This window comes from Nocardia sp. NPDC059195, from assembly GCF_042754695.1.
Taxonomy (GTDB): Bacteria; Actinomycetota; Actinomycetes; order Mycobacteriales; family Mycobacteriaceae; genus Nocardia.
Genome location: NZ_JBHZBG010000005.1, coordinates 193597 through 206466, shown reverse-complemented (window position 1 = coordinate 206466; position 12870 = coordinate 193597). Strand labels below are relative to the sequence as shown.

Sequence of the window (12870 nt, the reverse complement as noted above, 5' to 3'; positions counted from 1 at the left end):
TCTTGAACACGACAGCTTCACTTCGAATGTCTGTCGGTTTCACCCTAGGAGTACGCAATGTTCGATAAAAAGCTGTTTGCGCGCGCAACGATGGCTTCCTTGAGTTGTGCGGCGGCCGCAGTCGCTTTCGGAATTGGACCGGCGCAGGCCGCCGGATCCACCACCGTCGCACCCGCCGGTGCGAATGTAACGGCGACCAATTCGGGCACGGTCAAATTCGTGGCGGGCAGCGTGACCGTCACCTGTACCAGCTCCACCGCGACCGGATCGGTACCCGCCGCACCCGGAAACACCAATCCGAGCGGGCCGGTGTCGGTGCCGATCGCGGCGCCGACCTTCTCCGGCTGCACCACCAGCATGTGGGGTGTCAGCGCCACCATCACCACCAGCGGCAGTTGGGCGCTCACCGGGCAGAACGGCCCCACCATCACCGGTAGCCTGGCGATTCCCACCGGTGGCATGGTGATCAAGACCAGCGGCCTCGCCTCGTGCACTGCCGTAGTCGCGCCCACCGCGCCCGCCTCGATCGCGGGCACGTGGACCAATGGGGCACCCTCGAAGGTCTCGGTAACCAACGCATCAGCCCCGGTCAAGGTGACCGGCGGGTTCGGGTGCCCGACCAGCTCCACCACGGGCTCTGTCACGGCCACCTACTCGGTGGCCAACACCAGCACCCCGTCGGTGCCGATCACGGTCGGCCCCTGATTCCATCGACAGATATTCGGGTGACGGGTAACGCGACGAAGTCACTACGAATTCGGTGAAATATATGCAATAAAGACCCGCGTGCGTAGCAATACGCACGCGGGTCCACACATTCTGGGGCATACTCCGTCGGCGAGGCCGCGCGCTTGTTCGAAGCGCGCGGATTTCGTCGTGTCAGGGGTGCGTCCGAAATAGTCTTCGATGCCGTTCATTCTATTCCGAATACCCTTGGAAATTAATCCGCATGGTTATCCATTCAGGGTGCGCCTTTCGCGAATATCCAGCCTGGCATCGCACCGGGAAGACGAGGTGACGCGCCCGCCCGGACCCCCGCTCTCTTCTGAGCCCCCGCCCTCCCTAGACTCGACTCCATGACCAAGGTGAATATCGAAACCAACTACGGACCTATCGTGCTCGAGTTGGACGACCAGGCCGCGCCGAACACGGTCGCCAACTTCGTGAACTACGTGAACTCGGGCCACTACGCCGGCACCGTGTTCCACCGCGTCATCCCCGGTTTCATGGTGCAGGGCGGCGGCTTCGAGCCCGGCCTGAAGCAGAAGCCGACTCAGGCGCCGATCCAGAACGAGGCCACCAACGGCCTGAAGAACGACAAGTACACCGTCGCGATGGCCCGCACCAACGACCCCCACTCGGCCACCGCTCAGTTCTTCATCAACATCTCCGACAACGCCTTCCTCAACCACTCCGCCCCCCAGGGCCAGGGCTGGGGCTACGCCGTCTTCGGCAAGGTCACCGACGGCTTCGAGGTAGTCGACAAGATCGCCGCCGTCACCACCGGCAGCGCGGGCCCCCACCAGGACGTCCCCGTCGACGACGTCATCATCGAATCCGCCACCGTCGCTTAATCTTTCGACGCAGTGCACCGGGCCGCCACCGTCATATCCGGTGGCGGCCCGGGCCGTCAGACGATCTTCGTCGATCAGTCACCACTGAACCACAGATATCCATTACACCTGATCGCCTTCTCCGCAGCCATACGCAATGTGTCGAAGACCTCTTGTTCAAGCTCATCCTCGGATGACATATCCAACAGTTCATCTAGAAACAAATTCAACTGGAAAGTGTTGAACATTGTATCTGCGTACGCGTGTATCTCACCGAGCATAGTGCCCGAGGGTGCGGCCAGGGCCATCTCCGACAACTTGGGCGCCACCCGCTCGAAATAGATTTCAACCCGGTCATGCATCTGATTCTGAACGATAATCGAGATACCCATAACTCACCTTCTACGGAATCGGGAACATGTTTGTCACAGTTCCCCACCTGTCAGTAATTATCTTGTAGCGACTTGTCGGATTTCCACCCGACTGTCCTACGTTTTCGCCGGCATCGATATCCCGTTCATAGTTGCCATATTTGTTTGGCCCCCTCGCCGTCTCATCCTCCCCCAGGTCGATAAGGTCATCCAAGTCTACGTCCTTATCAAATGTACTCTTGTCCGGGTCTGCCGCAGCCGTCGCACCGCCTTCGACATGTTTGTCGCGAATGTACTCCTCGGCTAGGTCGGTAAGCCCTCCCAGGGGAATCGCTGGTGCGACGGGAAGATTCTGGTAGCGCTGGGAATCGTCGACTAGCACCTTCATCGCGATGATCTCAGCGAGCGCTAAGGCCACCTTTTGGGTGTCAGGCACTTCGTCGAAGGCAGTAATAGCAGCGACAGCCCCACCGAACGCTGCCGCGAAACCGAGAATCTTCAGAAGGTCCGCAGAATTGAGGACCTTGCGGATTTTCGTCATGGCGCTGACTACGAGCACACCGACCCTAGCTACTCCTGCCACAGCCGAGCCGCCCAGGGAGAAGATGGATCCGACGGCGGCAAGACCGATGGTGAATCCGGCTTCGATCTTGAGATCGGTCATTTCTATATCGATTTGCCGACTGGCATTGTGGATACCGGTGTTGAATTCACCGACGGGAGCGGCGATCTTCTGAGCAGCCAATACTATGGCGTCGGCCGAGGTGCCGATGGTGTTGAGGTGCTGCTGAATCAGTTCTCGGTTCTTGATCTGATCCATATCGTCGAACATCGACGAAATGGTTGCGATTCGCGCTTTCGCCCCGGACAGAGCTGCACTCGACGCGAATGTCGACCAAGCCTCCGATACCTTCGCGAGCGCATTGACGTTTGCATTTGGCAGCTTCTTGAACTCGCTGGTGATATCGCTTAGTAGGTCGTCGAAGAACTGGCCGTCACCGTCTTTACGTACCCCGATTCCGGACGTTCCGGTAGTCGCCGACGGAATCGTAACCTTATATTCTGACATCGCTGCGACGGTTGGCCGCGGCGGTGCTGGGTCACTGTTATTACTGGTTCCGTAGTTGTACCCGGACGCATAGAGGACATTACCGAAGTTGGTAAGAGCATCCGAAAGGTTCGTGCATGCTTGGAGCGCGCGCTGAGCGACACCGTCGTAGGCTTTCGCCCATTCGACGCATCCCGGCGCGTCTCCCGCCATCCCGGCGCCCACGTCTTTGACCGCTGTGTGCAGGGGCTTGTCAGCCGCGCGCAGATCGTCGGCTAAGTCGTGGCATTTCTTGGCAGCGTCATAGTAGGAAACCCAATCGACGTACACACTAACCGCCTTGCAGCATACGGTAATTGACGTCGATGGCGTTGGTGTACCGCCCATGCGCCGCCTTAGCCGCGTCGCTCATGTCGCGGATACCTTCCACGAATTCACGGGCCCCGACCGCCCACTGCTGATGGGCAACTTGGTACGCATCGGCGGCGACGCTCTCCCAACCGGTTCCGATCAGGCCGGCCACTTTGTCATCGATTTCGTCGAGATGGTCGCCGATGAATCCCGACAACCCGACGAGCTTGGTGACGATCTGCTCGAGGTGCTCGAGATTGACGGTGAATTCGGATGCCATCTCATAGCCCCGGTAGGTCGAGGCTGAACGAACCGAGCGCGGCGGAGTTGGCTTCGTCGCGTTGGTGTAGGTATCAGCGGTGACGCCGAGCTTTTCGGCCATCTCGACCAGCGCTGTCATGATCGCATTGCCGCCGGTTCGGGTTTCGGACCAGCCGGATGCGAAGGTGTTGGCGTAATCGCCGGTCCAACTCGATCCCGCGCAGGCGTCGACCTCGCGGGCAGCCGAGTCGAGCGCTTGGCGCAGCGTATCCGCCAGGCCGTAGACGTAGTTGCCGACTTCACGAACTTTGTCCGGGACAACAGTCAACGACTGGCCGTCCCCCCAGGGATGCTCATGGGCTTGATGGTAACCGGCGGGGCAGCTCAGCGGAGTCTGCCTGCATCCCAGCCGAGGCAGGCAAACCTCCGTCGAGCTTCGGGGATTGCAGCAAGTTGACACTGCGGGTCTGCGAAGAGGTCGCGGCGATGGGTGATTTCACGGAAGTGCCTGGCAGGAGCGAAAACTCGCCAGTTGCTCGGCGGGCCCGCAGTGTGTAGCGTCACACGAACAAGAACGGCCGCCCGGCGAGCTACCAACTCACCGAACGGCCTAGGTACGAAACAGACAACAGCTGTTCGCACCGTAGGGTGAAATCCTACATGCAACGGCTCGGCGCACCCTGCGCCGGGCTTTCGTCGTTCCAGGGGTGAAGTCCGCCCTGACGACGAGCTACCTGTGTCGTGCCCTGGGCCCCTGGCCGCTCCTGTCGGTCGTTATCGGAGAGCCCGACCGAGGGACAAACAACCCTGACACCCAGCCTCCTGCGAGCACCTTCGTCGTACGCCTCGCACGTACGCACCTGGTCGGTTCGGGAGTGCACACCTTCGCCCAGGTCCAGCATCGCCACACGCCGAAACAGGCGTGGGGCCAATTGTGTTGGCCGAGGACGCAAATCGGGGTTCGGTGCGGGGAAGCGGGCAGGGATGGTTACGACACCGGCACCCTTGGGTGCTCCGATCAGGTAGGTAAACCCGAACCGTCCCGACCAGATCGGTCTGGGTCCGTCAATTTGCCCACCACGGGGCACGCGGTACGGTGTCTCGACTCATCAAAGTTCTTGGGGGAATACGTGAAAGATCTCGTTTACTCGGTGCTGGGCGTAGTGTTCGGTGGCTTCCTCGTTTTCGGCGGAATCGCCACACTCAACAGCGGTGCCGACTGCGACGGCAAGGCCATGTCGGCGGGCCAGACCTGCGTGACGACCAGCAAGGGTTCATCGGTGGAGCGCGACGCCGCCGAGCAGGAAGCCCAGAACAAGCGCACCGGGTGGATGCTGATCGGCGGCGGCGCGCTGATGAGCGTCGGCTCCGCGTTCTGGCTGCGCAGCAATCTCCGGTCACGCCGGGCTCGCCGCGCCGCTACCACGCCGCAAGGGTTCCCGCCGGTCGGTGGATCACAGCCCGCCCCTAATGGGCTGCCACAGACTCAGGGCCAGTGGCAGCAGGCCGCACCCGCTCCGTATGGGTCGCCGCAAGCCCAGGGCCAGTGGCCGCAGGGAGCTCCCGGATACGGCGCACCCGCTTATGCGCCGCACGTTCAGAATCAACCGCAGGCGGGCGCCGGGTACAACGCGAACCCGAACTACCGGCGGTAGTGGGTCACCCAAACGCTCTGACGAAAACTGCCCGTCGCGGCACAACCGGCTCGACCCAGCGACCAGGTCGTATCGGACCGGCGACATGTTCACAGGAACGGTTGACGTGTCGGCGCCTTTCCCTGTGGCGATCGACCTCAACGGGATCTGACTCAGGAAACCCAGGCCTTCAGTGGCTCGGTGTCGATGCTGATGCCTACCGGGTCCGGTATCGAGACTTCGGTACCGAACGGCTGGATCAGGATTCGTTCGTAGTCGCCGTCGACGGGGTTGCTGCGGACCACGACGCAGCCTTTCTCTCGGTCGATCAAGAGGTAGACCGGGATGCCCGTTCGGGCGTAGGCGCGGGGCTTTTCGCAGCGGTCGCGACGGTCGGTGTCTTGGTCGTGGGAGGTCACCTCGACGACCATCAGAACCGGGGCCGGGTCGGCCCACTCCGACTGGCCCGCGAAAACTCCGGTGGGCGCCAGCGTGCCGTCAGGGCGCGCTCGGCCGGTGCGGTAGGAGTCGATCTTCAGTCCGCGTTCGGGGAATAGCCACAGCTCGGGCCGAAACACGAGCAGGACGCGCATCAGCCACTCGAGCACGCAATCATGGTCCCCGTCCGGCACTGCCTTCGCCCCCAGCTTCCCGTCGACGTACTCCAGACGAACACCCTCCGAAACACGACCGGCGACGCGAGCAAGTTCTTCGAACTCCCCGGTCGTCATGAGCGGCTCAGGCGCTGCGGTCATGGCAACAACGATACCCAGCGGCGATCAGGTTTGGGCCTGCTGAGCCCCAGATACGCAAACGGGCCGCCTCGGAAGTTTCCGTGGCGGCCCGTTCGGGGTTCTGGTTAAAGCGGCAACACGTGGTGCTTGCGGGGGTTGCGCTGGATCTTCTTGTCCTGGAGCAACTTCAGGGCTCGGCGGAGTTCGAGGCGGGTGGTGGCCGGTTCGATGATGGCATCGATGAAGCCGCGTTCGGCTGCTACCCAGGGGGTGGCGACGTTGGCGTTGTAGAAATCGATCAGGTTTTGGCGGATGGCGGCGCGCTGGTCTTCGGGGGCGGCGGCGATTTGGGCGGCGCCGAGGAGGCTGACCGCGCCCTCCGCGCCCATGACGGCGATGCGGGCGGTGGGCCAGGCGAGGTTGATGTCGGCGCCGAGTTGCTTGGAGCCCATCACCGCGTAGCCGCCGCCGTAGGACTTGCGGACCACCAGGGTGATCTTGGGGACCGAGGCCTCGACGTAGGAGAACAGGAAGCGGCCGCCGCGCTTGATGACGCCGACTTTTTCCTGCTCGACGCCGGGCAGGAAGCCGGGGGTGTCGACGACGAAGATCAGCGGGATCTCGAACGCGTCGCACAGGCGCACGAAGTGCGAGGCCTTGTCGGAGGCGCGGGCGTCGAGGGCGCCTGCCGCCGACATCGGCTGGTTGGCGACGACGCCGACGGTGCGGCCGTCGATGCGGGCGTACCCGGTGATGATGTTCTGGCCGGATTCGGCGCTGATCTCCTTGAACTCACCGTCGTCGAAGATGCGCAGCAGGATGTCGTACATGTCGTAGCCCGCGTTGTCGGAGTCGGGCATGAACGTGTTCAGCTCGCGGTCGGAGTCGGTGATCTCCGGCTCGAGACCGGGGTTCACCACCGGCGGCAGTTCCTGGCAGCTCGACGGCATATAGCTCAGGTACTCGCGCACCCACTGGAAGGCCGCGGCCTCGTCCTTGGCGACATGGTGGATGTTGCCGTTCTCGGCCTGGGTGCGGGCGCCGCCCAGCTCCTCGAGGCTGACATCCTCGCCGGTGACTTGTTTGATGATCTTAGGACCGGTGACGAACATCTTGGTGTCCTCGGTCGCCACGACGACGTCGGTGCAGATGGGCTGATACACCGCGCCACCAGCGCAGTTACCGAACAGCACCGAGACGAGCGGCACCATGCCCGAGAGCGGCTCGACATTGGTAGCCAGCCACGCGGTCCAAGCGAGCGAACTGATCGCGTCCTGCACGCGCGCGCCACCGGAATCATTGATGCCGACCAGCGGGATGCCGACCTTGGACGCGTACTGCATCAGCCGACACAGCTTGCGGCCGAACGCCTCGCCGACCGAACCGCCGTACACGGTCTGGTCGTGCGAGAACACCGCGACCGGCCGACCATCGACCAACCCGTGCCCAGCCACGACACCATCGCCGTAGAGCGCGTTGGGGTCGCCAGCGGTGCGCACGAGCGCGCCGATCTCGACGAAGGTGCCCGGATCCATCAGCATGTTGATCCGGTCGCGCGCGCTTGGAATGCCCTTGTGCGCCCGCCTGGCGATGCCCTTCTCACCGGCGGGTTCTTTGGCGAGCTCGAGCCGCTCGTGTAGATCGGCAAGCTTTTCGGCGGTCGTGCTCACTTACTTATTCTCCCTTTGCGGAAATCGCGGCCAGCTTGGCGGCGAGGTCGGCACCGATCTGGCCGATCCGCGGTTCGTCGACAATCTGTAGGTGGTCGCCGGGGATGCGGACCACCTCGAGGTTCGGAATGTACTCGTCCCAACCACCGTTGGGCTTGCGGTCCGCGAAACGCGGCTCGAGCTGGATCATGCCGTCGTGGTACCGATCGGCCAGGTAGAGCACCGCGTCACCGTCGTACTGGGTCGGCTTCGCCTTCGCGAGATGGCGGCTCTCGATCCACGAGGTGCGCTGATGTTCGAGCACACCGCCGGGGATCTTCGCACCGGTCAGCTTCACCAGGCTGGCGACGATGTCGTACTGCTCCTCGTCGTTGGCCTGGGCGAGCTCCTGCAGCTGCTCGTCGGGCAGTTCGCCCTCGACGCCGTAGGTGGCCTTGGCGAACTGCTGGTAGCGCTGAATGCGGCGCACCCGCTCCTCGGGGCTGTTGTCCTCGCCCTTGACCGGAAGTGCCAGGTCGATCAGACCGACAACCCGCACGTCGGCGCCTTCTTCGCGAAGGAGCTGAGCGACCTGCAGCGACAGCACCGCACCGAGCGACCAGCCGTACAGCACGTACGGGCCGTTGCCCTGAAGCTTGCGCAGTTCGGGCAGGTACTGGCGGGCGCGTTCCTCGATATCGCCCTCGACCCGCTCGAACCCGTACATCGGGGTATCCGCTGCGAGACGCTTCAGCAGCGGCTCATACACGAGGGTGTTGCCGCCCGAGGGATGGAACACGAAGACCGGCACGGCGTCCGAGCCCTCGGCGCGCGCCCGCAGCGGACGCACGAAGCCGTCTACATCGGCGCCACTGTCCTGCAGATTGCGCACGATCTCGGCGAGCTGCTCGATCGACTCACAATCGAGCACGTCGTCGACGGTCACCTCTGCTTTGACCCGCTCGGTAAGGCGGGCCGCCATCTTCTCGGCGACCTCCTCTTCGAGGATCGGCAGGGTGTTGTAGACGCCACCGGGCGAGGTGCCGGTGACGACGGCCCAGGTGGCGTAGGTCAGGCGCTCGGCCGCGTCACGTGGCGGAACGTTGTCCTCATCGGCGCTCGCATCGGCGAAGTAGTCGATGTCAGCGACCGCAGCCTGCTCCGAAACTGCTTCGGCGGCAGTGTCGTTGGCAGACGCAGCCACCTCGGCGACAGTCGCGGCCTCGGCGACAGCGCCCGCTTCAGGAGCAGTCGGGGCACTGGCATCAGTCGGCGCGGCATCCGAAACCGGTTCGGCAGCAGCAGCTTCCGACGACAGCTCGGCCTCGGCCTGCTTCGCCACCGCCAACGGATCCTCACCCGCGGCGATCGCGGCCCGAGCAGCCTCGACGAAGTTGGCGTCGACACCCAGCTCGACATCTTCACCGGCGGCCTTGGCGGCAGCCTGCTTCTCCGCCATCGCCGCGACCTCGTCGCGATGCTCGATCGCGTAGCGCAGCACCTTCGACACCTCGTTGAGGCTGGCGTCGCGCACGGCCGAGATCTGCAGCTGCGGGATGTCGAATTCGTATTCGACGCGGTTCTTGATGCGCATCGCCATCAGCGAGTCGAGGCCGAGTTCCATCAGCGGGATCTCCATCGGGAGGTCCTCGACGGCGTAGCCCATGGATTCGGCGACGATGACACACAGCCGCTGCTCGATGGTCTCGCCGCTGTCGGGGCTCCAGCGGTCGCCGGTGGCGATGGCGATCTCGGCGGCGGTCGGCGCGGCTTCGGCGACCGGAACCGCCACGGCGACAACGGGTTCGGGGAGAGCGGCACCGGAGGTGACGACCGCGTCGAACAGCAGGGTGAACGCGGCGCCGGACTTGGCGTGCACCTGGACCGACGCACCACCGAGGTGCGGCGTCAACGTGGTGGTCAGCGTGCCCGCGGTGGGCAGTGCGGCGTGCGGATGTGAAACAGCGACCGCGACATCGGAAAGGACCTGTGCGGCAGCGGCTTTCACCAGCACGGCCAGGTCACTGACCGAGGAGGCCTGAATCTCCCAGGCGTGACGGCCGTCCGGCATGGCCACGTGCGCGCCGGGCACACGGGTATTCCCGCCGCCCGAGGACATCGACACCTTGGGCCAGTACTCCTTGCGCACGAACGCGGTTCGCGGCACGTCGGCGTAATCACCTTCGGGCAGCAGCGAACTCAGGTTCACGGCGTGGCCGTGCACGTAGAGCTGGGCGAGCGCGCCGATCACACCGGCGGACTCGTCTTCCTTACGCTTCAAAGTCGGGATGAGCTGCGCGTCGTGCACGCCCGCCGCGAACGTGGTGCCCAGCACCTGCATCAGCGCAACGGAATTGGGTGCCAGCTCCAGGAACGTGGTGTGCCCGGAGTCGATGGCGGCCTTGATCGCGTTGGTGAAGTACACCGAGCCACGCATGTTCTTCACCCAGTAGGGCTCGTTGTGAACCGGCTCGGAGCCTGCCTTGAAGAACAGGCCCTCGTGCACCGTGGAGTACAGACCGGTCCGCAGCGCGGTCGGCTCGATACCCGCCAGTTCGGCGGCCAACTCGCCGAGCAGCGGGTCCATCTGTGAGGTATGGCCGGCGCCCCGGGTCTGGAGGATGCGGGCGAACTTACCCGAAGCTTCCACCTCGGCGACGATCTGCTCGACCTGCTCACGCGGCCCGCCGATGACCGTGTTGGTCGGTGCGGCGTACACCCCGACCTCCACATCGGGGAAGCGCGGCAGCAGTTCGGCGACATCGTGGGCGCTGAGCTCGACCAGTGCCATATTGCGCACGTCGTCGTCGCTCAGCATCTGCTCGCCCTCGCCCATCAGGCGCGAGCGGGCGCAGATCACGCGCACCGCGTCCTCGATGCTCAGGCCGCCCGCGATATACGCACCCGCGACCTCACCCATCGAATGACCAACCACCGCAGCGGGTTCCGCGCCGTGCGCGCGCAGCACCGCGGCCAGGCCCAGCTGGGTGGTGAAGATTCCGACCTGGCAGGTGCCGACGTCGTAGTCCTGCTCGTCGTCGAGGAACATCTCGCGGATCGAGTAGCCCGCCTCGTCCTGCACCAGCGCGTCGACCTCGTCGACGGTCGCGCGGAAGATCGCGTTCTCGTTGTAGAGCTGCTTGGACATCTTGCGGTGCTGCGCGCCGAAGCCACACATCACCCACACCGGCGCCGCGGCGGCCGGGGAATCGGCGGTGAACACACCGGCGCCGGGCTTGCCTTCGGCGATGGCGCGCAGACCGGCGACGGCCTCGTCATGGGTCTTGGCCAGCACCACACCGCGCGAACGCTGGTGGCTGCGCTTGGCCAGCGAGCGAGCCACATCGACCAGCGGCACGTCCTTGCCCGCACCCGCCAGCCAATCGGCCAGGTCGGCGGCCGCGCGCTTGCGGCGCGAGGGCAGGTAGGCGGATACGGCCAGGATCACCGGGAGCGGTTCAGCGCGCTCGCCGTCCCACTCGAGCACGGGCGCCACCGGCTCAACGGCGGCCTCGGTGATCGCGATGGCCTCGGCGACCACATCGGTGGTCTCCTCGCCCTCGATCTCCTCGGCGGCGACCTGCTCGGCGGTCACGTCCTCGACAACCGGAGCCGTCGGCACGTACTCCTGCAGCACCATGTGCGCGTTGGTGCCACCGAAACCGAAGCCGGAGATGCCGACGGTCGCGACGCCGCTGTAGCGCGGGTACTCGGTCGCCTCGTCGACGACCTTGAGGTTGGCCTGCTCGAACGGGATGTACGGGCTCGGGCCCGCGTAGTTGATGCTCGGCGGAATCACGTTGTGCTGGAACGACATCAGCACCTTGGCGAGACTCGCGGCGCCCGCGCCGGATTCGAGGTGGCCGAAGTTGGACTTGGCCGAACCGAGCAGGGCGGGCTTGTCGGCATCGCGGCCACGGCCGACGACGCGACCGAGCGCTTCGGCCTCGATCGGGTCGCCGATGGGGGTGCCGGTGCCGTGCGCCTCGATGTAGTCGACCGTGGAAGGGACGATGCCCGCGTCACGGTAGGCGGCGCGCAGGACGTCGGCCTGTGCCTCGGGGTTGGGTGCGAACAGGCCGTTGGAGCGGCCGTCGGAGTTCACCGCGGAGCCCTTGATGACGCCCATGATGTTGTCGCCGTCGCGCTCGGCGTCGGCCAGGCGCTTGAGCACGACCATGCCGGCGCCTTCGGAACGAACCATGCCATCGGCATCCGAAGAGAACGCCTTGATGTGCCCGTCCTTGGCGACAGCGCCGTTCTGGTCGAAACCGAGGGTGATGACCGGAGCCAGGATCATGTTCACGCCACCGGCGATCGCCACCTCGGCCTCGCCGGAACGCAGCGCGCGCACGGCCTGGTGCACGGCGACGATGGTCGACGAGCAGGCGGTGTCGACGGTGACCGAGGGGCCACGGAAGTCGTAGAAGTAGGAGACGCGATTGGCGATGACACCAGTCGAGCCGCCGAGCAGCGCGTATCCCCGGGACGAGGCAGGCGCGTCGGGATCGGTGTCGCCGAGACCGAGCGAGGCGATCATCTGGAAATCGTTGGTGGACGAGCCGACGAACACGCCGACCTGCTCACCCTTGAGGTCACTGGCCGGGATGCGCGCGTGCTCGAGCGCCTCCCAGGTGAGTTCCATCATCAATCGCTGCTGCGGGTCGACCTGCTCGACCTCGATCGGCGACATCGCGAAGAACTCGGCGTCGAAACCCTTGACCACGTCTTGGTCGAGGTAGCCGCCGAGGGTGTTGGCCTGGTCGATGGTCTTGGCGACGGACGGATCGGTCAGGAACTCCGACCAGCGACCTTCGGGCAGCTCACGGATCGCGTCACCGCGTCCGATGATGAACTCCCAGGTCGACTCGGGCGTGGTACCCGCACCCGGCAGACGGGTGGACAGACCGACTACCGCGATGTCGTGCGCCTCGGACGGCGCGAACGCGGCGGTGTAGTCCGAGGAGTCCTCGGGCTCGGGCTCCGGCTCACCGTTGACGATGATCTCGGCCAGCGACGCGATCGTCGGATGCTGGTAGATCACCGTCGGGGCCAGCGAGACTCCGGTGTGGTCCTCGATGTCACCACCGAGGGCGAGGGCGTCGCGCGAGGCGAGGCCGAACTCCTCCATCGGCCGGTCGACGGTGATCGCGTCGACAGACTGTCCGGTCGCGTCGGCGACCCAGCGGCGCAGCCATTCGCGCAGCTCGGCTACCGAAAGCTCACCGCCGGTCGGCGGGGTCGCGTTGTCACCGGAAGGAGTCATCGC

At 64.8% G+C, this 12870-nt stretch carries 10 protein-coding genes; 3 read left to right on the top strand and 7 right to left on the bottom strand.

Annotation, left to right across the window (positions count from 1 at the left end; translation table 11 throughout):
* Positions 1-44 precede the first annotated feature (44 nt).
* The gene (locus ACFXKN_RS09875) at positions 45-359 is read right to left on the bottom strand and encodes a hypothetical protein (RefSeq protein WP_378946727.1); all 315 of its coding nucleotides are present in this window, start codon (positions 357-359) and stop codon (positions 45-47) included.
* Between ACFXKN_RS09875 and ACFXKN_RS09870 the strand changes: the two genes are divergently transcribed.
* Both ACFXKN_RS09870 and ACFXKN_RS09865 read left to right on the top strand, forming a co-directional pair.
* Positions 358-705 (top strand): hypothetical protein, encoded by a 348-nt coding sequence (locus ACFXKN_RS09870; RefSeq protein WP_378946730.1) that lies wholly within the window; start codon positions 358-360, stop codon positions 703-705. The genes ACFXKN_RS09875 and ACFXKN_RS09870 overlap by 2 nt on opposite strands.
* A 371-nt stretch (positions 706-1076) precedes the next feature.
* Entirely contained in the window at positions 1077-1574 is a 498-nt protein-coding gene (locus tag ACFXKN_RS09865) for a peptidylprolyl isomerase (RefSeq protein ID WP_378946733.1), read from the top strand.
* A 74-nt stretch (positions 1575-1648) separates the two neighbouring features.
* Here the strand turns inward: ACFXKN_RS09865 and ACFXKN_RS09860 are convergent, their stop codons facing one another.
* Genes ACFXKN_RS09860 through ACFXKN_RS09850 form a run of 3 tightly spaced genes read right to left on the bottom strand, consistent with a single transcriptional unit; the run spans position 1649 to position 3912 of the window.
* Positions 1649-1945, bottom strand: a complete 297-nt coding sequence (locus ACFXKN_RS09860; protein ID WP_378946736.1) for a hypothetical protein — start codon at positions 1943-1945, stop codon at positions 1649-1651.
* Between the two features lie 10 nt (positions 1946-1955).
* A complete protein-coding gene (locus ACFXKN_RS09855) occupies positions 1956-3302 on the bottom strand; it encodes a hypothetical protein (protein ID WP_378946739.1) in 1347 nt (448 codons plus the stop codon).
* 1 nt (position 3303) lies between these two features.
* Positions 3304-3912, bottom strand: a complete 609-nt coding sequence (locus tag ACFXKN_RS09850) for a WXG100 family type VII secretion target (protein WP_378946742.1) — start codon at positions 3910-3912, stop codon at positions 3304-3306.
* A gap of 802 nt (positions 3913-4714) precedes the next feature.
* Here ACFXKN_RS09850 and ACFXKN_RS09845 point away from each other — a divergent pair.
* Positions 4715-5239, top strand: a complete 525-nt coding sequence (locus tag ACFXKN_RS09845) for a hypothetical protein (RefSeq protein ID WP_378946745.1) — start codon at positions 4715-4717, stop codon at positions 5237-5239.
* A 152-nt stretch (positions 5240-5391) separates the two neighbouring features.
* Here the strand turns inward: ACFXKN_RS09845 and ACFXKN_RS09840 are convergent, their stop codons facing one another.
* The 3 genes from ACFXKN_RS09840 to pks13 all read right to left on the bottom strand — a co-directional run bounded on the left by ACFXKN_RS09840 (position 5392) and on the right by pks13 (position 12867).
* Positions 5392-5973: a Uma2 family endonuclease gene (locus tag ACFXKN_RS09840; RefSeq protein WP_378946752.1), complete on the bottom strand. Its 582-nt coding sequence runs from the start codon at positions 5971-5973 to the stop codon at positions 5392-5394.
* Between the two features lie 104 nt (positions 5974-6077).
* A complete protein-coding gene (locus tag ACFXKN_RS09835) occupies positions 6078-7622 on the bottom strand; it encodes an acyl-CoA carboxylase subunit beta (protein ID WP_378946755.1) in 1545 nt (514 codons plus the stop codon).
* Positions 7623-7626: 4 nt separating this feature from the next.
* Complete coding sequence (gene pks13, locus ACFXKN_RS09830) at positions 7627-12867, bottom strand: polyketide synthase Pks13 (protein ID WP_379432863.1); 5241 nt, start codon at positions 12865-12867, stop codon at positions 7627-7629.
* Positions 12868-12870 lie beyond the last annotated feature (3 nt).